Origin of the sequence: Pseudomonas sp. R4-34-07 (genome assembly GCF_003852375.1) — a bacterium.
Classification (GTDB): Bacteria; Pseudomonadota; Gammaproteobacteria; order Pseudomonadales; family Pseudomonadaceae; genus Aquipseudomonas.
Genome location: NZ_CP027760.1, coordinates 5,237,130 through 5,258,623, shown reverse-complemented (window position 1 = coordinate 5,258,623; position 21,494 = coordinate 5,237,130). Strand labels below are relative to the sequence as shown.

The 21,494-nt window shown below is 62.6% G+C and carries 18 protein-coding genes; 5 read left to right on the top strand and 13 right to left on the bottom strand.

From position 1 onward, the window contains the following. Positions 1-126 precede the first annotated feature (126 nt). Positions 127-1,236 carry a DUF3182 family protein gene (locus tag C4J85_RS24195; RefSeq protein WP_124410892.1) on the top strand — a complete coding sequence of 370 codons (1,110 nt, stop codon included), beginning with the start codon at positions 127-129 and terminating at the stop codon, positions 1,234-1,236. Next, positions 1,226-1,981 (top strand): S9 family peptidase, encoded by a 756-nt coding sequence (locus tag C4J85_RS24190; protein WP_124408307.1) that lies wholly within the window; start codon positions 1,226-1,228, stop codon positions 1,979-1,981. The genes C4J85_RS24195 and C4J85_RS24190 overlap by 11 nt, the downstream gene beginning before the upstream one ends. 127 nt (positions 1,982-2,108) lie before the next feature. On the opposite strand, the gene C4J85_RS24185 is transcribed toward C4J85_RS24190, so the two are convergent. The 4 genes from C4J85_RS24185 to C4J85_RS24170 are packed head-to-tail and all read right to left on the bottom strand — an operon-like array spanning position 2,109 to position 6,010. After that, a complete protein-coding gene (locus tag C4J85_RS24185) occupies positions 2,109-3,062 on the bottom strand; it encodes a lysylphosphatidylglycerol synthase domain-containing protein (RefSeq protein WP_124368525.1) in 954 nt (317 codons plus the stop codon). Further along, on the bottom strand, positions 3,052-4,314 hold the full coding sequence (gene clsB, locus C4J85_RS24180) for a cardiolipin synthase ClsB (RefSeq protein ID WP_124410891.1): 1,263 nt from the start codon (positions 4,312-4,314) through the stop codon (positions 3,052-3,054). The genes C4J85_RS24185 and clsB overlap by 11 nt, the downstream gene beginning before the upstream one ends. Next, positions 4,311-5,087, bottom strand: coding sequence for an endonuclease/exonuclease/phosphatase family protein (locus C4J85_RS24175; RefSeq protein WP_124368523.1), 777 nt, complete (start codon positions 5,085-5,087; stop codon positions 4,311-4,313). Before C4J85_RS24175 ends, clsB begins: the two co-directional genes overlap by 4 nt. Next, a complete protein-coding gene (locus tag C4J85_RS24170; RefSeq protein ID WP_124368522.1) occupies positions 5,084-6,010 on the bottom strand; it encodes a DUF72 domain-containing protein in 927 nt (308 codons plus the stop codon). Before C4J85_RS24170 ends, C4J85_RS24175 begins: the two co-directional genes overlap by 4 nt. A 187-nt stretch (positions 6,011-6,197) precedes the next feature. On the opposite strand from C4J85_RS24170, the gene C4J85_RS24165 reads away from it, so the two are divergent. After that, positions 6,198-8,288, top strand: a complete 2,091-nt coding sequence (locus C4J85_RS24165) for a mechanosensitive ion channel family protein (RefSeq protein WP_124410890.1) — start codon at positions 6,198-6,200, stop codon at positions 8,286-8,288. A 107-nt stretch (positions 8,289-8,395) separates the two neighbouring features. Here C4J85_RS24165 and C4J85_RS24160 read toward each other — a convergent pair whose 3' ends face one another. Further along, positions 8,396-12,643, bottom strand: coding sequence for a DEAD/DEAH box helicase (locus C4J85_RS24160; protein WP_124410889.1), 4,248 nt, complete (start codon positions 12,641-12,643; stop codon positions 8,396-8,398). Positions 12,644-12,809: 166 nt separating this feature from the next. Here C4J85_RS24160 and C4J85_RS24155 point away from each other — a divergent pair, with 166 nt between their 5' ends. Further along, positions 12,810-13,694, top strand: a complete 885-nt coding sequence (locus tag C4J85_RS24155; RefSeq protein WP_124364600.1) for a sugar nucleotide-binding protein — start codon at positions 12,810-12,812, stop codon at positions 13,692-13,694. A gap of 125 nt (positions 13,695-13,819) precedes the next feature. On the opposite strand, the gene C4J85_RS24150 is transcribed toward C4J85_RS24155, so the two are convergent. The 5 genes from C4J85_RS24150 to C4J85_RS24130 all read right to left on the bottom strand — a co-directional run bounded on the left by C4J85_RS24150 (position 13,820) and on the right by C4J85_RS24130 (position 17,874). Beyond that, entirely contained in the window at positions 13,820-14,518 is a 699-nt protein-coding gene (locus C4J85_RS24150) for an OmpW family protein (RefSeq protein WP_124368519.1), read from the bottom strand. A 224-nt stretch (positions 14,519-14,742) separates the two neighbouring features. Further along, positions 14,743-15,264 carry a DUF3299 domain-containing protein gene (locus tag C4J85_RS24145; RefSeq protein ID WP_124410888.1) on the bottom strand — a complete coding sequence of 174 codons (522 nt, stop codon included), beginning with the start codon at positions 15,262-15,264 and terminating at the stop codon, positions 14,743-14,745. A gap of 11 nt (positions 15,265-15,275) precedes the next feature. Then, a complete protein-coding gene (locus C4J85_RS24140; RefSeq protein WP_124410887.1) occupies positions 15,276-16,541 on the bottom strand; it encodes an ABC transporter permease in 1,266 nt (421 codons plus the stop codon). Between the two features lies 1 nt (position 16,542). Then, on the bottom strand, positions 16,543-17,253 hold the full coding sequence (locus C4J85_RS24135; protein ID WP_124410886.1) for an ABC transporter ATP-binding protein: 711 nt from the start codon (positions 17,251-17,253) through the stop codon (positions 16,543-16,545). A 6-nt stretch (positions 17,254-17,259) separates the two neighbouring features. Further along, positions 17,260-17,874, bottom strand: a complete 615-nt coding sequence (locus tag C4J85_RS24130) for a DUF2796 domain-containing protein (protein WP_124368515.1) — start codon at positions 17,872-17,874, stop codon at positions 17,260-17,262. A gap of 131 nt (positions 17,875-18,005) precedes the next feature. Between C4J85_RS24130 and C4J85_RS24125 the strand changes: the two genes are divergently transcribed. After that, positions 18,006-18,347, top strand: coding sequence for a hypothetical protein (locus tag C4J85_RS24125; protein ID WP_124368514.1), 342 nt, complete (start codon positions 18,006-18,008; stop codon positions 18,345-18,347). On the opposite strand, the gene trxA is transcribed toward C4J85_RS24125, so the two are convergent. From trxA to C4J85_RS24105, 3 genes are all read right to left on the bottom strand, one after another. Further along, the gene (gene trxA / locus C4J85_RS24120) at positions 18,344-19,216 is read right to left on the bottom strand and encodes a thioredoxin (RefSeq protein ID WP_124368513.1); all 873 of its coding nucleotides are present in this window, start codon (positions 19,214-19,216) and stop codon (positions 18,344-18,346) included. The genes C4J85_RS24125 and trxA overlap by 4 nt on opposite strands. A gap of 1,061 nt (positions 19,217-20,277) precedes the next feature. After that, positions 20,278-20,931 (bottom strand): methyltransferase, encoded by a 654-nt coding sequence (locus C4J85_RS24110; RefSeq protein WP_124410885.1) that lies wholly within the window; start codon positions 20,929-20,931, stop codon positions 20,278-20,280. Then, positions 20,928-21,383: a YbaY family lipoprotein gene (locus C4J85_RS24105; RefSeq protein WP_124364591.1), complete on the bottom strand. Its 456-nt coding sequence runs from the start codon at positions 21,381-21,383 to the stop codon at positions 20,928-20,930. The genes C4J85_RS24110 and C4J85_RS24105 overlap by 4 nt, the downstream gene beginning before the upstream one ends. Between the last annotated feature and the right edge of the window lie 111 nt (positions 21,384-21,494).

The following is a 21,494-nucleotide window of genomic DNA, read 5'->3' as shown; positions in this document are numbered from 1 at the left end:
GCGCAGGCTAACTGCTATTGCGTTTGCGCCAACTGATTGATTTTCAAACGATCCTCCTCGGCCAGATCTTGGCCTAATCCCTGCTACGCTTCCCCTACACACATGGCCGAATGCCAAGGGGGACGCATGACCCCAATTTCACCGAAAAAATGGGTAGTCGCTCACTCGACACGCGCTGGCGCACCCCAGCATGAAGTCGATACCAATCGCGCCCTGGCGCGCTGGCTGGCGCAGATACTGGGGCTCAAGTTCGGCGGCAGCTACGATCCACAGCAGCACGCTGGCCGCGACCTCTACCTGCTTCCCACACAAACTCTGGTGGGGGCGGCCCAAGCCCGCGCGCTCAATATCAAAGGCCCGCAAGACCTGTGGGGCGGTTATGTCGATCACGGGTTCATCTGCACCAAAGCCATCAGTCATGGCTTGCTGGGCCCTGAAGCCAAGGCGCCGGAGGGCTGGTCGCCGTTGTTCAGTGAGCGGGTGCGCGATGTGGTACTCGATGGCTTGAGTGTCTTCGCTGTGGAGGATGCACGGCCGGCCGCCACGCGCTTGCTCTACAGCGGGCCGATTCGCTTGAAACCCGTGAACGCCTGCGCTGGGCGCGGCCAGCAAGTCATTCGCAGCCTCGACGAATTCGACGCCCTGTTGGCACGTCCCGGAGCGGCGGGGATGTTCGACGATGGCGTGGTGCTGGAACAAGACCTGCACGACGTGGTCACTCACAGTGTAGGCCAGAGCTTTATTGGCGATCAGGTGCTGAGCTACTGCGGCGAGCAATACCTGACCCAGGACGGGCAGGGGGAAGACGTCTACGGCGGCTCCAGATTGCTGGTGGTGCCCGGTGGCTACGACGATTTGCTCAGGCTGGACCTGCCCGACGATGTACGTGAAGCCGTGAGGCAAGCGCAGGTCTTCGACAGAGCTGCCGACGAAGCCTACCCAGGCTTCTATGCCTCGCGGCGCAACTACGACATCGCCCAGGGCCTGGACAGCGACGGCCAGCGCCGCAGTGGAGTGCTCGAGCAATCCTGGCGCATGGGCGGGGCCAGCAGCGCGGAAGTCGCGGCGCTGCAGAGCTTTATCAACAACCCGAGCCTTACGGCGATCCGTGTGGCCTCGGTGGAAACCTACGTGGACCAGGCGCTGCCGGCGGATGCCATCGAGGTGTACCGAGGCCCGGCTGAAAACAGCGATTTTTTACTCAAATACGTGACGGTTGAGGCTTATGACGGCTAGAAGCGAGAGCATTGCGATCGATATAGACGACGAACAGATGAGCGGGACCTTCCTGAGCCCCAAATCCAAAGTGCCGGGCGTGCTGTTCGTGCATGGCTGGGGCGGTAGCCAGGAGCGCGACCTGGAACGGGCCAAAGGCATCGCGGGGCTCGGTTGTGTGTGTCTGACCTTCGACCTGCGCGGCCACGCCGGCACCGGGATCCCGCTGTCCCGCGTGACCCGTGAAGATAACCTGCGCGACCTGCTGGCCGCCTATGACCGCCTGCTGTCCCACCCGGCGATCGACACTTCGGCGGTGGCGGTGGTGGGCACCAGCTACGGCGGCTACCTGGCCGCCATCCTCACCTCATTGCGCCCGGTGCGCTGGCTGGCGTTGCGTGTGCCGGCGCTGTACCGCGACCAGGAATGGCTCAAGCCCAAGCGTGACCTGGATAAAGCTGACCTGATGGACTACCGCAGCACCCTTGTGCACGCCGAAACCAACCGCGCCTTGCACGCCTGCGCACAATTTACCGGCGATGTGCTGATCGTCGAATCGGAAACCGACGACCACGTGCCCCACGCCACCATCATGAGTTACCGCGCGGCGTGCCAGCAAACCCATTCCCTGACCCACCGCATCATCGACGGCGCCGACCATTCATTGAGCGACCCGGTGTCGCAACAGGCCTACACCTCGATCCTGGTGGACTGGATCACCGAGATGGTAGTGGGCGAACGGTTGAGCATCATTCAGTCGCAATAGCGATGCTCGATGATCGCTCCCACGCTCCGCGTGGGAATGCCTCCCGGGACGCTCCGCGTCCAGCAGATGACGCAGAGCGTCACGGGCTGCGTGCCCACGCGGAGCGTGGGGACGATCATCACAGGTATCAAGCTGTCTTCTTGACCCGCAACGCCTTGGCCTTCGCTTCCACACCCAAATACATCACCAGCGCGATCAGCAGCGGGCAGATAAAATAGATCGCTCGATAAGCAATCAACCCGGCCAGCAAACTCCCGCGTGACGCCTCATGCTGCAGCAAGCCGATAAACACCGCTTCGAGCACGCCCAGCCCCGCCGGAATATGCGTGAGCACCCCGGCAATCGCGCTGATCAGCAGCACTCCCAACACCAGCGGATAGTCCAGTTTCGACGGCAACAGTGTGAAAATCACCGCCGCCATCAGCGACCAGTTCAACGCGCCCAGCATCAATTGCAAACACGCCATGCGCAGCGACGGCAGGTTGATTTCCATGCCGCGAATCGTCCACGCGCGTTTTTTCGAAAACCGGCAGGCGGCCAGGTAGCCCAGGCTGGCCAGCACCAGCAGCGCGCCGATGCCTTGCAAGGCCGTGGTGCTGACCTTCCAGCCCGGCGGCATGGTGACCAGGCCGCTGCTGAAAATCACCCCCGAGATCGCCATATAGCCGAACCAGTTGGTCGCCAGGCTAAGCCCCAGGATCTTGGCGATATTGCTGGTGCTCACCCCCAGGCGCGAGTACAAGCGATAACGCATCGCGATGCCGCCCACCCACGCGCTCAGGTTGAGGTTGAACGCGTAACTGATGATCCCCACCGGCAGGATCTGCTTCCAGCGCAACGGCTGGCGAATGTAGGTGCGGCCGATCAGGTCGAAGCAGGCGTAGACGATAAAGCTGCACACGGTGAGCGCGCTGGCGATCAGCAAGGTGCGCACTTTGAATTCGCTCAGGGTCTGCAGCACTTCGCTCCAGTCGATGCGCCGGGCAAGCAGGGTGAACAGCACGATCAGCAGCAGGAAGAATGCAATGGTCAGGGGTTTCTTCCAGCGCTGGAACCGTGAGCCGTGTTTTTCAGACGTCATGGGCCGGACTCTCGATGGGTTTTAAACGCGGCTTGTGCGCCGGCAGCCAGCCGGTCAGGACGGGGAAGTGGCGCATTACATGAAACACCAGGAAACCCACAGTCAGGCGCCACAACCACAAGCGTGGTTTGCGTTTTTCCGGCATGGTCTGGCAGTGGTTTCTGGCGAGTGCCTCCAGGCTCTCGTACAACTGCTGATTGAAGGCCCGATCCCGAATCAGCACATTGGCTTCCAGGTTCAGTGCCAGGCTCAACGGGTCCAGGTTGCTTGAGCCCACGGTGCTCCAGTCATCGTCCACCAAGGCGACCTTGCCGTGCAGCGGGCGCTGGCAGTATTCATGAATCACCACGCCATCCTTGAGCAGATAGTCATAGAGCATGCGCGCCGCCAGCTTGGCGAGCAGCACATCCGGCTGGCCCTGCATGATCAGTTGGACGTGCACGCCACGGCGCGCGGCGTTGCGGATTTCGCGCAGCAGGCGGTAGCCGGGGAAGAAATACGCGTTGGCGATCACGGCGCGTGTACGGGCTTTGCTCAGGGCGTGGATATAGGCTTCTTCGATGTCATCGCGATGCTGCACGTTGTCGCGATAAATCAAGCGGACCAGGCCGTCTCCCTCGGACGTTGCCCAAAGCGCAGGGCGTTGCTGGCGCCGCCGCCAGCCACGCCGTGTGCGCACCTGACGACCACTTTGCGCCAGGGCGAAGTGGTGCAGGTCGGCTACCGCCGGGCCGACGATTTGCACCGCATAATCTTGCTTGGCTTCAGGGCCGAAGTCGCCCAGGTGGTCGGCGGAAAAGTTGATGCCGCCGATGAAGGCCACAGCGGCATCCACCACCACGATTTTGCGGTGCAGGCGGCGAAACCAGTTGGTGCGAATGCCCAGCGTTTTCGAGGCCGGATCGAACATCTGCACCGCCACCCCGGCCTCGGCCAGCTCGCGCAAAAACGCAACACTCAATTCGCCGCAACCAAAGCCATCAAGGCTGGCAACCACCGTTACCCCGCGCTGCGCCGCCTCGATCAAGATGTCTTTGAGCTCAAAGCCGACCTTGTCTTCGAAGAGGATAAACGTCTCCAGCAGAATCTCGCGCTGTGCCGCGCGCATGGCCTCGAACACCTTGGGGAAGTAGGCCTCGCCATTCTCCAGCAGTTCGATTTGATTGCCACTCTGCCAGCCGTAATCCAGGTCACGGGCCTTGGCATCATCCGGCGGCTGGTCGGTGGCGATATGTTCTACAGCAACGTTCATAGCTCAATCTCCACCGACAGCGGTACATGGTCCGAGAGGTGCGACCAGGGGCGCGTGGTCAGCACACGGGGGTTATGCACAGTCAGATTGCGCACGTAAATGCGGTCCAGCGGCAACAGCGGCAGGCGCGCCGGAAATGTGCGCGCAGGTTTGCCCAGGGTTTCGGCGAAGACCTCCTTGAGGCCGCTTTGGCTGAGGTCGGCGCGCTGGCGCCAGTCGTTGAAATCGCCGGCGACCACCAGCGGCGCGTCAGCCGGAATCTCGCTAATGCGCTGCTCCAGCAAGCGCAATTGCTGCTGGCGATGCACCTCACGCAAGCCCAGGTGGATGCAGATCGCATGCACTTGCTGCCCGCTGCCCGGCAGGCGCAGGACGCAATGCAGCAGGCCACGGTTTTCATGGCCGCTTTGGGAGATGTCGAGGTTGTCGTGACGGATGATCTGGAATTTCGACAGCAACGCGTTGCCGTGGTCGCCGTGGGGGTAGACCGCGTTGCGCCCATAGGCGAACTGCGGCCAGATGCTGTCGGCGAGGAACTCGTACTGCGGCATCTTCGGCCAGTCGCTGTAGCGCTGGGGATGGCGCTCGTGGGTGCCGTGGATTTCCTGGAGGAACACCATGTCGGCGCCGACGCTGCGCACCGCTTCGCGCAGTTCGGGCAGGATGAAGCGTCGATTCAAGGCGGTGAAGCCCTTGTGAATATTGACCGTCAGCACGGTAAAGCGCGTGATGGCAGTGGTGGGCGTGGTGGGGATCAACTCAGGCTGGGTCATGCCAGCACCCCCGGCTCGGGCAGTCGTCCGGGCTCGGTCAGCAGCTGTTTATCCAGCCCGAAGCGCTGCAGCAATTGGCGGGCATCGTAAGGTGCACGCACCTTGATGTCGTTGTCGAAAAAGCAGAATACGTCGCGCTGTTTGCGGGCGCGTGGCTTGTGTTTCGGGTCGATCAGGTGCGCATCCGTGGGCTGTTTGCCGTGACGCCAGCGCTCGATGCGGTCGCCCCAGCGCTTGAGGGCTTCGTCGGTATAGCCGCTGGCGTACAACTGTTTGTCGCCATGCAAACGCAGGTACATGAAGTTGGCGGTAACGTCTTCGGCATACGGCCACTTGCCGGCGGTGTCCGCCACCACCAGGGCCACGCCGTACTTATCCAACAACTGCACGAACTCAGGCACCGCAAAACTTGCGTGACGAATTTCCACGGCATGGCGCATAGGGCGCTTGCCGTAGGCCTTCATGCTCGCCTTGCCATTCAGGCGTGGCTCATGCTGATGGGCGAGGGCGGCCGCCTGCTGGGTGTCGGTGGGCAGTTCGGCGAGGAAGGCTTCGAACAGGGGCGGGTCGAACTTGAAGCTGGGCGGGAACTGCCAAAGGATCGGCCCAAGCTTTTCTTTCAACTCCAGTATCCCGGAGGCGAAGAAATTCGCCATGGGCTTGTGCACATCCCGCAGGCGCAGGATGTGCGTGATATAGCGTGGGGCCTTGACGCTGAATAGGAAGCCTTCAGGCGTGTCGGCATACCACTCGGCGTAGCGCTTGGGCGTTTGCAGCGCATAGAACGAACCGTTGATTTCGATGCCGTTGACGGCGCGTGACGCAAACTGCAACTCGCGTTTCTGGGTCAAGCCTTCGGGGTAGAAATCGCCCCGCCAGGGCGTGTAGCGCCAGCCGGAAATGCCGATATGAATCGCCGCCATGCTTACTCCCATTGATGTAGGGTCGATTGCCCTGCGTTTTGGGATGACTGTGAATTTTGACCGAAAGTTTCCACATTCCTACAAACGGTCGAGCGTCCGAAGGGAGGAGGCAGGTGGTTGAATCAGGGGAACGATCACGGCTCAAACCCGTCAGTTCCTAACAGACCCTCTGAAGGAGCCCGGTGTTTTGCTGAATTTCAAGACTGCATTACTGCTCGGCGCGCTGCTGTTCTGCGGCAATGGCGCACTGTATGCCGCGGCCACCGCGCCTGAGCCCGAAGCCCCGGCCAAGCCGGAATTGCTGGTGGAAGGCGGCCTGCTCGGGGCCATCAGCTCCAGCATCGATGATGTGCAGCAGAAGCTGGACCTCAACCAGAATTTCATCGACGAATGGCGCCTGCGCGCCGACCGCGCCGCTAACGAAGTAGGGCGGCTGGTCAACCAGACGGCCGCGCGCTCGCCGTGGAGCGTGGCCGGGGATTTCCTGTTGCTTTCGGCGGTGTGGATCGGCGCCTTTGCGCTGCTGACCCTGCTGGGGCGCCTGATCGTCCGGCGCTTGAGCCAGCGGGTGTTTTTCCAGCGCCGGGCGCGCCTGCTGGCGGTGCTGGGGTACGTGGTGCCTTACACCATCCCGGCGGTTATCTGCCTGCCATTGACGCTGTCTGTCAGCCACTTTCTAGTCAACTCCGTGGGCCGGGCGCTGGCGCTGTGTTTTGCCTATGCCACCAGTAGCGGCATCTTTTCCACCTCAATGCTGCTGTGCGTCATTGTTATGTTCAACCTCGGCCACAAGCGCCCGGCGGTGCAGATCATTCGCGACTACTGCCCCAAACCGCTGTTTCTGATCGGCTTCCTCGCGGCCCTCAGCGATGCGCTGACCAGCCCGCAGATCGCCCGCCAGTTCGGCGGCAATATCACTAGCAGCATCGCAGTGTTTACCGGCCTGTTCGCCACGCTGATCTTCGGCGTGCTGGTGGTGCGCCTGCGGCGTCCGGTGGCGCATCTGATTCGTAATCGGCCGCTGGCCCAGCGCCTCAAGCACCCAGCGTTGCAACAGTCATTGCGAGTATTTTCCGGGCTTTGGTATTGGCCGATTCTGCTGATGGTGCTGGTCTCGGCGATCAACCTGATCGGTGCCGGCGACGACAACCAAAAGGCCCTGCGCTGTGCCTTGTTCACCACGATCCTGCTGATCGGCACCGTGTTCCTCAGCACCGTGCTGCAACACCTGTTCAAGTCGCGCAGCCAAGTGGCGATCCAGCGCAGCAGCGCCTACAAGGAGCGCTTCCTCAGCCTGTTGCACGCGATATTGCGCATTGTCATGGCCATCGCCTTTATTGAAGTCCTCGGGCGGATCTGGGGCGTGTCGTTGTTCGAGTTTGCCCAGCGCAACTCGGTGGGCCGGGCGATCAGCGATTCCCTCAGCAGCATCGGCCTGATCCTGCTGATGACCTGGCTGTTCTGGGTGGTGCTCGATACGGCGATTCAGGAAGCGCTCAAACCCCCGGTGAACAAGCGCTCCAGCCGCCAGCCCAGCACCCGCGTGAAAACCATCCTGCCGCTGCTGCGTAACGCGGTGAAGATTATCCTCGTGGTGATTTGTGCGATCACCACCATGGCCAATCTGGGTATCAACGTCGCGCCGCTGCTGGCGGGTGCCGGTGTGGTCGGCCTGGCCATCGGTTTCGGTTCGCAGCAATTGGTGCAGGACGTGATCACCGGCCTGTTCATCATCATCGAAGACACCTTGTCGATCGGCGACTGGGTGGTGCTCGACTCTGGCCATGCCGGCACCGTCGAGGGCCTGACCATCCGCACCCTGCGCCTGCGCGACGGCAAGGGCTTCGTGCATTCGGTGCCGTTCGGGCAGATCAAGGCCGTCACCAACCAGTCGCGGCAGTTCGCTTATGCGTTCTTCTCGGTGCAGTTCACCTATGACACCGACGTGGACAAAGCCGTGGAGCTGATCCGCGAGGCCGGGCAGTCGATTCGCGACGATGTGTTCCTCAAGTACAACCTGCAAGGGCCGCTGGAAGTGTTTGGGGTCGACAAGATGGACCTCAACGGCGTGGTGCTGACGGCGCAGTTCCGTACCGTGTCGGGTGGGCAATATGCGGTGAGCCGTGCGTTTAACCAGCGTCTGAAAAAGCTTGTGGATAACTGCGATGAGGTGCATTTCGCGCAGACTTATCCACAGCAGGTGTTGTTGCCCAAGCGCACTGCCCAAGTGGATGAGACTGAGGCGGTGATGCTGACTGAGCAGCCCAGGCCTCAATAATGGTGTTGGTTGTCATGGCCCCATCGGGAGCAAGCCCCCTCCCACATTTTGATCTGTGAACGCAATCAACTGTGGGAGGGGGCTTGCCCCCGATGAGGCCCTCAAACTCAATGCCTGACCAATTTCTCCTGCACCGCCTGCTGATCCACCTCCGACAAAATCTGCTGCTTACCGCCCACCATCACCGCCGCCGGCACCCCATCCCGATACACAATCCGATTGCCACTCACCGCCGGCACCTTGTTGCCTGGTAACAGCGTACCCACCAGATTCAACGGATCCGCCCCGCACACGGCAATCAAGCTACCGTCGTGAGGGCGCCGCCGTACTTCGCGCAGCGACGGGATAGCCTCCGGCAATGCAAACTGCTCACCCGCCAACCCGCTGACAAACCGCCCACCGCGAATTTCGCCCCGGGCCTCCAGCCGATGGAAAGTGCGCAGCAATTCGCGCCAGCTCGGCAGCCAGTCCGCCTCGCGCTCCAGCAAGCGCCAGAACACCACGCCATAGCGGCGCAGCAGGGTCATCGCCACATGCTCCAGCGTCTCGGCCGAATGCGCACCGGCGTCGCTCGGCGCGCGGCGAATCAATGCCCAGCGCCCGGCGTCGTCCATGCCGCCGATAAACGCGCCGCGCCCCCGCCGGCTGCTGCGCGCCTGGCGTTTGCTGGCGGGCGTGGTCAGGGCGCGCAGCCCGGCGAAACTGTCGGCATTGACCAAGCCTGCGCCGACCAACTCCTGCAACGCGGTTTCCAGCTCGCTGCGCAGCAGATGGGCTTCGTGCGCCAGCTCATCGAAAAACAACGCGCCCTGTTCGCGCAGGGCCAAATGAACTTTTTGCGCCTTGGGTGACAGCGTCGTGCTGTCCGTCTGTTCGGTCAGCCCGCTCCACAGCGGCATCTGGCTGCGCGGCAACAGCACGATCGGCGTACTGCGCAAGGCCATGGCGCCGGCCTTGTTGCTCAGGCGCGTCCACACCAGCTTGCCGCTGCGGCACAAGTCGTCGAGCCAGGTCGACGAGTAGTCCTTGATCCGCGCGCTGAGCAGGTCGCTGTCCCAGGTCGAGGTGGCGGCGGCATAGCCTTCGAACTGGCCGACGATTTGCGGCAACACCGCGCTGCCTTGGCCACGCGCGTGGTCGGACAGGTGCTGCCAGTCGAACAGAAAGCGCATGAAATCCTGCAGCGCCACCGGTTCGATTTCCCGGCGCAGGCGCTTGACCGTGTAGCGATGAATACGCGCCAACAGGTGTCGTTCGCACCATTGCTCCTCAACGGCCCCGGGGCTGAAGTGCCCGCGCAGCACATAGCCTTCCTGCTCCAGCCGCGCCAATGCCTGGGCCACGGTGGCGGCGGGCAACGCCAGCGGCGCGGCAATCTCGGGCAGCGTCAACGGGCCGAAACCGCCCAGGCGTGCGCGCAGCACTTCTACCAACGCCTCTTCGAATGTCCACGGCTCATCGAAACCGGGCAGCAGCGCCAGGGTGTGCGGGTAAATCGCCTGCAAACAGCTCAAGCGTTCCACGGCCACCCACAGGCCGTTGGGCAGCGGGTAAGCGCGTCCGGCCTCGGTCAATGCTTGCAGCCACTCGGCCCACTGCGGCGTGACTTCCTGGCTTGCAATGCAGGCCAGGCTCATCAGCGCTTCGTGCATTTCATCCGGCCCCTGGGGCGCCGGCCAGGCCTCTTCGCGTACGCCGGCGATGGCCTCGGCATCCAGTGCGTCGAGGTCGTCGGTACTTTGCGGGTCGCTCCAGCGGCGGTTGAGCACGGCCTGGGTGCGGCGTTCTTCCAGCGGCGCGTCATCGAGGAAGGTGTAGGGGCGCGCGCTGAGAATCTCGGCGGCCATCGGCGAAGGCGCGGGCAGGTCGCGGCTGACCATGCGAATGTCGCCCGCTTCCATGCGCCGCAGCAGGGCCAGCCAGCCATCGCTGTCCATGGCTTCGTGCAGGCAGTCGTCGAGGGTTTGTTCCACCAGCGGATGGTCGGGCACTTCGCGTTCGCCGGCGAGGTTTTCCAGGCAGGCAATCTGATCGGGAAACACACTGGCGATCAGGTCTTCGCTTTTCATGCGCTGGATCTGCGGCGCTACCTTGCGCCCGCCGGTATAGCGCGGCAACGCCAGCGCCACGCCGGCGTTCCAGCGCCAGCGCACACCGAACAGCGGTGCATCCAGCACCGCCTGGATCAGCAGGTGTTCAGCGCTATTGCTGTTGAGGTAACGCCACACTTCATCGAGGGCGAAGCTGTGGCTGGTGGACAGCGACAGCACGATCGCATTTTCGCTGGCCGCCGCTTGCAGCTCGAAGTTGAAGGTGCGGCAAAAGCGCTTGCGCAGGGCCAGGCCCCAGGCGCGGTTGATGCGGCTGCCAAACGGCGTGTGGATGATCAACTGGGTGCCGCCGGACTCGTCGAAAAACCGCTCCATGATCAACGTGTCCTGGGATGGCAACGCGCTGAGGGCCAGGCGTGCGCGGGCCAGGTAATCCAGTATCTGTTCGGCGCTGGCGCGGTTCAAACCCAGCGTACCAGTGAGCCAGGCCTGCGCCGGGAGCAGGTCGCCGGGGCTGGCGCTGAGCAGCTGATCCAGCTGCCCCTGCAAACGGGCGACCGCCGCCGACAACTCATTGCTGCGCCCCGGCGCTTCACCCAGCCAGAACGGAATGGTCGGCGGCTGGCCGTGGGCGTCCTCGACTCGCACCTTGCCGGCCTCTACCCGCAGGATGCGGTACGACGTATTGCCCAGCTGGAAAATATCGCCAGCAATGCTTTCCACCGCGAAGTCTTCGTTGACGCTGCCGATGTTCAGGCTCTGGGGCTCCAGCAGCACGCTGTAGTCGGCGTTGTCGGGAATGGTGCCGCCGCTGGTCACCGCCGTGAGCCGGGCACCACGGCGGCCGCGCAGGGTATGGGTCACGGCGTCACGGTGCAGATAAGCGCTGCGGATACCCTGGCGTCCGTTGTAGCCATCGGCCAGCATGCGCAACAGCGCCTGGTAGTGGCGCTCATCCAACTCGGCATACGGCGCGGCGCGGCGAATAAGCGTCAGCAGGGCTGCTTCCGGCCATTCGCGGGCACTGACCTCGGCGATGATCTGCTGGGCCAGCACGTCCAGTGGCGCCACGGGGATGTGCAAGGTGTCGAGTTCGCCACGGCGTACGCAGTCGAGGAGAGCTGCGCATTCGATCAGGTCGTCGCGGGTAGTGGCAAACAGGCGGCCCTTGGGTGTGCCGCCGACCTGATGCCCGGAGCGGCCGACCCGTTGCAGAAATCCGTTGATCGAGCCGGGCGAGCCGATCTGGCAGACCAGGTCCACGTCGCCGATATCAATCCCCAGCTCCAGGGACGCGGTAGCGATCAGCACCTGCAGCTCACCGGCCTTGAGGCGCTGCTCGGCGTCCAGGCGCATTTCCTTGGCCAGGCTGCCATGGTGGGCGGCCACGGCCGTTTTGCCGAGGCGCTCGCTCAGGTGCCGCGCCAGGCGTTCGGCCAGGCGTCGCGTGTTGACGAATATCAGGGTGGTGCGGTGGTCACGGGCCAATTCGGCGAGGCGGTTATAGACCAGTTCCCACACATCATTGGCCATCACTGCCGAGAGCGGCACCGGTGGCACTTCTATATCCAGGTCGCGCGGGCGGGCGTGGCCGATGTCGACGATGGCGCATTCGCGCCCGGTGCCGACCAGAAACCGCGACACCGCTTCGATGGGCTTTTGCGTGGCCGACAAGCCGATGCGCGTCAGCGGCTCGGCGCACAACGCCTGCAGGCGCTCCAGGCTCAGCGCCAGGTGACTGCCACGCTTGCCGGCGGCAATCGCGTGGATTTCATCGACGATCACCGTGCGCGTGTTGGCGAGCATCTGTCGGCCCGAGTCCGAGCCGAGCAGCACATACAGCGATTCCGGGGTGGTGACCAGGATATGCGGCGCGCGCTTGCGCATCTGGGCGCGATCTTTTTGCGGGGTGTCGCCGGTGCGCACTGCGGTGCGGATCACCAACGGCGGCAGGCCTTGTTTCTCGAGGTGCTCGGTGATGCCTGCCAGTGGGTTTTGCAGATTGATCTGAATATCGTTGGAGAGTGCCTTGAGCGGCGAAACGTAGACCACCAGGGTTTCATCGGGCAATTGGCCGCCGTTGGCCAGACCCTGGTGGACCAGGTCGTCCAGCACCGCGAGAAAGGCGGTCAGGGTCTTGCCCGAACCGGTCGGCGCGGCGATCAGCGTCGAGCGGCGCTGCCGGATCAGCGGCCACGCCTGGGCCTGCGCGCCGGTCACTGAGGGGAAGGTGCTGCGGAACCAGGTACTGACGGCGGGGTGGAAACCGTCCAAAGCCCTGTCCGTGGATTCGGGAAAGTTCATGTAGTGATTGATGCCACCTGCTCCAACAAGTTGCAAACACCTACTTTGTCCGTGACGGTTGCGCTACAAACCCGCAAAATGCAACGATTCTGGAATAAACCTACGGCAAGGCTCACGCGCCTGCCGACACAACCATCGTTCCAAACAGACCGGGCCTGCTCAATCTATGCGAATGCGCCTTATGTTACTGGGCGGCGGGAATGCCCTCGGGCAGGCGCTGATTCGCCTCGGTGCAGAGGAAGACATCGGTTTCCTCGCCCCCAAACCGCCCCAAGACGGCTGGGATGCCGCAAGCCTCACCCAGTTGCTCGACGACACCCGTCCCGATGCGTTGATCAACCTCGCCTATTATTTCGACTGGTTCCAGGCCGAAGCGGTCAGCGAAACCCGCCTGGCTTCCCAGGAATTCGCCATCGAACGGCTCGCCGAACTGTGCCAGCATCACAGCATTACCCTGCTGCAACCGTCCAGCTACCGCGTGTTCGACGGTTCCCGCGCCACCGCCTACAGCGAAAAAGACGAGCCGGTGCCCCTGGGCCTGCGTGGCCAGGCGTTGTGGCGTATCGAGCAGAGCGTACGCGCCACCTGCCCGCAACATGTGCTGCTGCGGTTTGGCTGGCTGCTCGATGACAGCGTCGACGGCACCCTCGGGCGCTTCCTGGCCCGGGCCGAACAGCCGGATGAATTACTGATGGCGGACGACCGTAGGGGCAATCCGACGCCGGTGGACGACGCGGCGCGGGTGATCATTTCCGTGCTCAAGCAACTCGATTGCGCGGCGCCGCTGTGGGGCACCTACCATTACGCCGGCCACGAGGCGACCACGCCGCTGGCGCTGGGCCAGGCGATCCTCACCGAAGCGCGCAACTTCCACCCGCTGGCCATCGAGTCGCCGACCGCCCAGGCCCACGCGGCGCGGCCGGATGCGGCCGAAGAACCGCAACACGCGGTGCTGGCCTGCAAGAAAATCCTGCACACCTTTGGCATCAAGCCCCGGGCGTGGCGGGCGGGCTTGCCGGCGCTGCTCGACCGCTTCTACCGCCACACCTGAAAACAACACAGAACCAAATGTGGGAGGGGGCTTGCCCCCGATAGCAGAGTGTCAGTCAAAGATTTATTGACTGGTCCACCGCTATCGGGAGCAAGCCCCCTCCCACATTTGGTTATGCGTGTTGCTTAGAACTTGTAGCCGATACCCACCATGTAAACCATCGGGTCGACGTCCACGTTGACCTTGGCCCGGGTGCCCTGGCCCAACGCGTTGTTATCCACCGTCGCCTTGGTGCTGATATCGATATAGCGCGCCTGGGCGTTGATCATCCATTTGTCGTTGATCATGTAATCGGCGCCGATCTGCGCGGCCCAGCCCCAGGAATTCTCGGCCTTGAAGTTGCTGAAACCGGCCTGCTCGGCGCGGCTGCCGACGTGCTCGTCGTAGATCCAGGTGTAATTGATACCGGCGCCCACATACGGTTGAAACGCCGACTGGTGGTCCAGCGGGTAGTACACGACGCTCAAGGTCGGCGGCAGGTGTTTCAGCGTGCCGAGCTTGCCGTTGGCGGCGCCGAGGGCGGTGTTCTTGATTTTCACGTCATGCTCGAACGGCGTGGCGGCCAGCAGTTCGATACCGACGTGATCGGTGAGCATGTAGGCGAAGTTCAAGCCCAGTTGGGTGTCGCTGCTCATGGTCGCCTTGCCGCCCAGGTTGGTGCCCGCCAATGGGCCTTGGTCAACCTTGACGCTGCTGCTGTCGGCCTTCGGATTCACGGTGATTGCACCGGCGCGAATCAGGATGTCGCCCGCTTGGTGAGCGTGAGCGACAGGGGCGACGAGGGCGAGCGCGAACAGGGACGCGCCGAGCAGGGACTTGTTCATGGGAGCTCCAAAAGGACGTTAAAAGTTGTACGTCCAATGGTAAAGATCGTTCCGCTCGATCTGTTGACTCAGCTCAATGAAAGGGCAACCACGCGGTAAAAACTGTGGGAGGGGGCTTGCTCCCGATGGCGGTGAGTCAGCCAATAACTCTGTTGACTGGCACTCTGCTATCGGGAGCAAGCCCCCTCCCACATTTTGATCTGCGGTGTGTTTGCAGGTAAGGGTTATTCCTCCAGCTCGTACATATAAATCTTCTCGGCATCCATCTGGTAACCGGCGTCAGCCAGTTCACTGGACGACGGCTTGACCTGCATCGCGCCTTCGATCCAGTACGGCTGGTACAGCTCATCGAGTTTCACGCCGACTTCGCTTTTCACATGCACGATCTGGTTCGACGGCGGCGGCGGCACATGGATGCACGCGCCGAAATACGGCACCAGCAGGAACTCGGTGGTGCGGCCTTCTTCGCTCACCTCCAGCGGCACAATGTAGCCCGGCAGGCGAATATGCTGGCCGTCCAGGCTCTGTACCACCGGCGCGTTGGGCAGGTCCTGCCTGGCAGCCGGCGCGGCCTCGACGGACAAGGCCTCGGCCATGTTCGAGAGGTCATGCAGCGGTTTCATATTGGGCACTTCCGGTGGCGCATCCGGCGGGATCATTTCCTGCCACGACAAATCCCTGGGCTGCTCCTCGGCCCAGGCAGGCACGGCCACCAGCAATAACAGGGCAAACAGGGCACGACGCATCGATACCTTCCTCATAAACGGATGGACAGGCCATCGGCCAACGACTGGCGATAGGCACGCCATGCGGGCACGCTGCCCATCAACAACGCCGCCGCCAGGATACCGGCGAGCAACGTCCATTCATATTCGCTCGGCCACGCCATCGGCAGGTCCAGACCGTAGTTGGCCTGCAAATAACCCCGCGATGCGGCAATGCACAGGTACAACAAACCCAGACCTGCCACCACGCCGGCCAGGGCCAAAGCGAAAGCCTCGAAGATCAGCAGCGTTGCGATATGCCACGGCCGTGCGCCCACCGAGCGCAGGATCGCCATTTCGCGGCGGCGTTCGTTGAGGCTGGTGAGGATCGCCGTGAGCATGCCGATCAAACCGGTGAGCACCACGAACAGCGAAATCACGAACAGGGCTTTTTCGGCCGTGCCCATCATGCTCCACAGCTCTTGCAGCGCCACGCCCGGCAGAATCGCCAGCATCGGCTCGCCACGGAATTCATTGATTTCCCGTTGCAGAGCGAAGGTGGAAATCTTGTTGTTCAAGCCGAGCATGAAGGCGGTGATGGCTTGCGGAGTGAGGTCCATATTGCGCGCCTGATCGGCGCTGATACGGCCTTTGCCCTGGGCCGGCACGCCGTTGTGCCAGTCGATGTGGATCGCCTCCATGCCACCGAGGCTGATATGCAGCGTGCGGTCCACCGGCGTGCCGGTGCGCTTGAGGATGCCGACCACGGTGAAGGGCTTGTCATCGTGCTTGACCAGGCTGACCACCGCCACACCGTGGGCCAGCACCAGCTTGTCGCCAAGTTTGTAGTGCAGTGCGTCGGCCACTTCGGCACCGAGCACCACCTCGAACGGGTCGGTGGCAAAGGCGCGGCCGCTGGCCAGCTCGAGGTTTTGTTTGCGCCCGTACTGGTAATGCTCGAAGTACGACGCGTTGGTGCCCATCACCCGGTAACCGCGATGGGAATCGCCGAGGGAAATCGGGATCGCCCACTTCACCTGGGGGCTGGCGGCGAAGTGCTCGTAGCTGTCCCAGCGGATGTTATTGGTGGCGTTGCCGATGCGGAACACCGAGTACAGCAGCAGGTTCACCGAGCCCGAGCGGGCACCGACGATCAGGTCGGTGCCACTGATGGTGCTGGCGAAGCTGTTGCGCGCTTCCACGCGCACGCGCTCCACCGCGAGCAACAAGCAGACGGAAAGCGCGATGGCGAAGGCGGTGAGGATCGCGGTAAAGCGGCGGTTAGCCAGGCTGGCCATGGCTAGACGAAACAGATACATCTCAAACCTCTGCGGGCGTGGCGGCGCGATTGAGTTCGGCCAGCGACAGGTTGCGGTCGAACAGCGGCGCCAGGCTTTGATCGTGGCTGACAAACAACAGGCTGGCCCCGGCGTCGCGGCATTCGGCGAACAGCAGCTGAAGGAATGCCTCGCGCGCGTCGTAGTCGAGGGCCGAGGTGGGTTCGTCGGCGATCACCAGTTCCGGTTGGCCGATCAGCGCACGGGCGGCGGCCACCCGTTGTTGCTGGCCGATGGACAGCGAGTCGGCGCGGCGCTCGAGCAGGTCCGGGTCCTTCAAGCCCAGGTGTGCCAGCAAGGTTGCCGCGGCCTGGTCGACACTGCCGTGGCGCTGGATCGCCCGCTGTGCACGCAATTTGGAAAAGTGGCACGGCAGCTCGACATTTTCGCGCACCGACAAGAACGGCAGCAGGTTGAACTGCTGGAAGATGTAGCCGGTGTGGTCCACCCGGAACCGGTCACGGGCGCCTGCCGAAAGTTCGGTCAGCTCCTGGCCAAGCAGGCGGATACTGCCCCGGCTGGGCGTCTGTACACCGCCGAGCAGTCCGAGCAAGGTGGTTTTGCCACTGCCGCTGGGGCCCTTGAGGAACAGGGTTTCCCCCGGCTCCAGGCGGAACGCGGGGATGTCCAGCAACTGCGGGTGACCGGGCCAGTTGAAACCCAGGTCGGACAGTTGGATCAATGCATGGGTCATGTGAACTCAGAACTTCAGGGTGGCTGCAGTGGCGGTCGCGTCAACACCTTGCTGGCCGCTCGGGCCGATCAGTTGTACCTGAATCTTCTGGGTGGCGGGAAAGGTCTTGAACACTTGGCTCAGGTCCAGGTTGCTCAGTGCCTCTGGCGTGGCGCAGGTGAACTGGTAGTGGGCGTGGATTTCGCTGTGGTCGTGATGGTGTTCGTGGGCGGCGACGCCTTTGCCGTCGGTGGCGTGGTCATTGTCATCGCCATCGTCGTCATCGTGATCGGCTTCCGGTTTGTCGCCGAACAGCGGGCTGTTGAGTTCCTGGGAGCTGACGACGCAACCGGCGGCCTTGGGCAGCTTGAACAACACCAGCGGGCTTTCCAGCTGTTTGCGCGCAGCGGCGACTTTGGCCTTGTCGGCGGCACTGGTCGCGACGTGTTCGAAACCCACCAGGTTCATGGCCGGGCTGTCCAGTTCAAGCTCCAGGGACTGGCCGTCGAGCACCGCATTGAGACGGCCCACGCCATGTTCATGGGCACCGAGGCTGGCGTGCTCATGGTCGTGATCTTCATGAGCATGAGCGACCGCCAGTGGCAGCAGGGCAAACGGCAAAGCGAGCAGCAGACGGCGCATGACAGGACTCCAAAGATGAAAGTTTTGTTATGTGATCTTATAACACTGATGCCGAGAGTTTGACCGCCCGCTTGGCGTTGCGCAAGCTGCATGGGAGCATGCCCGTCAGAAAAAATGCAGGAGTAAGGACGATGTTGCGAATTCGTGGAACCGTCGGCGACCTGCCGGTGGACTTGACCCTGGAGTTGGACGACGGCGATTGGGCGCGGTTGGGCGCACAACTGCAGGCCGCCCCGGTGCCTACCGAGTCGACTGCGGTACCGGTCAGGCCAAGTGAGGATCTATGGCAGAACGCCCAGGATCTGTTGCGCAACGCCGGGCAGCTCAGCGGCTTGGAGTTACTGGATCAACTGGAAGGCCTGGCCGGCGATGCGGCGGCAGGCAAGCGCCTGTTGGTGCGCCTGCGCCACAGCGCCAAGGTGAAGGTGACCAGCGGCGGGGATACGCCGCTGTACAGCTGGATGGGCGATTAATACAACGCGGCAAACAATTTGCGGCGGTACGCCGTGACCAGCGGGTGATCGTTGCCCAGCAGCTCGAACACCTGCAGCAAGGTCTTGTGCGGCAGGCCTTCGCTGTAGCTGCGATTGCGGATAAACAGTTTGAGCAGGCCTTCCAGCGCGGCGTCGTATTGCTGGCGCGCCAGTTGGTGAATGCTCAACTGATAGGCCGCTTCGTCATCCTGCGGGTTCTGCGCCAGGCGGCTTTTCAGGTCGGCGGCGTCCGGCAGGTCGGCCGCCTGGCGCAGGAAGGTGATTTGCGCCTTGGCCCCGGCGAGGGCAGCTTTGTGGTCATCGCCTTTTACGGCGTCCAGCACGGTTTGCGCTTCATCCAGTTCGCCGCGCTCGGCCAGGCAACGCGCGTACAGGATCAGCGCGGCGGCGTTGGTGTTGTCTTCGCCCAGCAGCACAACCAGCACGGCTTCGGCATCGCTGATGCGGCCTTCGGCAAACAACGCTTGTGCCTGCTCCAACGGATCCGCCGCAGCCGGTGGCGGCATCTGCACATGGGGCTCGAGCATCGCCCGCACCGCCGACTCCGGCTGCGCCCCGGCAAACCCATCCACCGGCTGGCCGTCCTTGAACAGCACCACGGTCGGCAGGCTTTGAATACCAAAACGCGCAACGATGTCCTGCTCGGCCTCACAATCGACCTTGGCCAGCAGCAATTCACCGCGATAACTCTCGGCGATCTGCGCCAGCATCGGCATCAACGCCTTGCACGGCGCGCACCACTCGGCCCAGAAATCCACCAACACAGGTTTTTCAAAAGAGTTCTGAATCACCGCCTGGTCGAAGTTGGCGGTGGTGACGTCGAAGATGTACGGCGTGGGCTCACTCATGAGGCGTCTCGAATAAAGCGGGAATGGGGGCAACTATAAGGGCTGGCGCGGGCTATCGGAAGTCGTATGGGACTCAGCGCTCGGACGCTTGCCAAAACGGGTCGAGGTACCAGTCTTGAGCATAGGTATCTACACAACTTTGTAGCAGCCTACGGTAACCACGATGCGAAGCGAGCCGCTCTTGATCTTGATCTAGGCGCCCCGTTAAACCACGCTGGCCGGAATTCGATAGTGATTTGGGGGGTAAACCGGCAGGGATGCCGGTTTAGCCGCCCCGCGCCATGGATGGCGCGTGGCGGCGGCCCCCCAAATCAATGTCGGATTACGGGCACACCGAGCCTAGGCGAGGTGCCGAGTGGTGGGGCAAGAGCGTTTTGCTTACTTTTGCGCTTTTCAAAAGTGAGCCGCCGTAAGGGCGGAACCCTAAGCCGCCGTTACCGCAGCAACGGATATGTACTCGCCTTGATCCAACATCCTGGTCGGCTGTCAGGCCGCCATCGGGGGCAAGCCCCCTCCCACATTTGGATCGCGCGGCATCAGTCAGATAGCTATAGGCCGCCAGGCCGCCACGGGAGTAAGCTCCCTCGCCACAGGTTCAGGGCTACGCCAAAGTTGTGTAGATACCTATGAGGGAAACCCATTGTTTTGATACTGACCTCGGCAAACTCGCTGATAAGCAAATGCAGGCTGCGGCGCCAGCGAATGCGTGGACTAACTTGGCGCAAATTATCAGTCCGCGCAGCTTGAGCAGTTCCAGTTGAGCTGGAACATCGATGGCAGGTTTGCTGAATGACCTCATGCTCCGAAAATACCGGGCATAAAAAACCCGCACAATTTGTGCTTGGTTACCGAAGCAACCAGAGGCATGGCGGGTGTATTAGCGCAAAGGTTAGGCAGATGCCCTGCATTTGACAAGTCCTTTGCTTCTTTGGTTATCAGAGAATTTGTGTGCGAAGACATTGCAGTCGACTGTCAGAGCTGCGAGCGAGGAATGGCATTTTCCACGCCGTGCTTTTTCTTGTCTCAACCAATTTATTGCTGGAAATTTGTAACGCTGGCGATCATCGCCGCGAATGGTACAAGCTCACCTTGCGAAACTCCCAAGGCTCGGCCAGGTCCGGCAGGGTCAATGCGTCCAGCACTTCCAGGCGCTGATAGCCCGCGTGCTGGAAGTCGCGCACCCGCGAATCGGCCACCAGGGCTTCGCGGCCACGGGTCAGGAACTGGTCCAGCAGCGGCAGGTTGGCGCGGTCGTAAAGCACGTCGGCCACCAGGATCAGGTCGAACCGATCGGCTTCGGTGAAGAAGTCCGCCGAATAACTCAGTTTCACCCGGTTGAGTTCGGCATTCGCCCGGCAAGCGGCCAGCGCCAGCGGATCGAGGTCGCAGGCCACCACCTCCAATGCCCCGGCTTTGACCGCTGCAATCGCGGCCACGCCGGAACCGGCGCCGAAATCCAGCACGCGCTTGCCCGCGACCCATTCGGGATGCGCCGCCAGATAGCGCGCCAGCGCCAGCCCGCTGGCCCAGCAGAAGCTCCAATAGGGTGGCTCATGCAGGATGCGCCGGGTTTCTTCCTGGCTGAAGGCGCGGTCCATGTTGCCGGCGTCGAGCAGCCACAACGACAGTTCGGTGCCCGGCAGCGCGCAGGGCACCAGCTGTGCGTCGCCGATCAACTCGCTCAGGGCGTGTTGCAGGTGCAGCGGTGGCGTCATGGTGCCTTGACGAGCTGCAGGGGGCCGGTGGTCTGGGTGATCGCCTGGGTGATGCGCACGGCGGGCAGGTGCAGGATTAACTGGCCGGACTGGCTGGCGCGAGCGCGCAATTCCACCCGCGCACCGGCCGGGAACGCTTCGGGGTTGAAGCGCAGGCGAAAGGCCAGGGGCTTGCCGTTGCCGGTCAACACACTGCTGGCAAGCAGTTGTTGCGGGCGCGAGCGGTCGTCGATCACCAGCAGCGCCATTTCGACTTCGGCGCCGGCCGGCACGTTGGTCAGGTTGCCGCTGATTTCACGCTGGTAGGCGGGCAGGGGGCCGAGGTCTTCAATGCCGGGGACTTTTTTCTCTTGTGCAGGGGTTGGCTGCGGCGCGGCAGGCTTGGGGGCTTCGCTGCTGCAGGCGACCAGAAAACTGAACAGGGTGATCAAAACAAGTGGTCGTAACTGCATGTACGGCTCCAGAAAGGACAAAATCCGTGGCTTAAAAATATGAAACATATAAGCCTGCCTATATACCGTAAAGGCTATGGCTTGTCTTGCTACGGGGATGCGCTACCATGG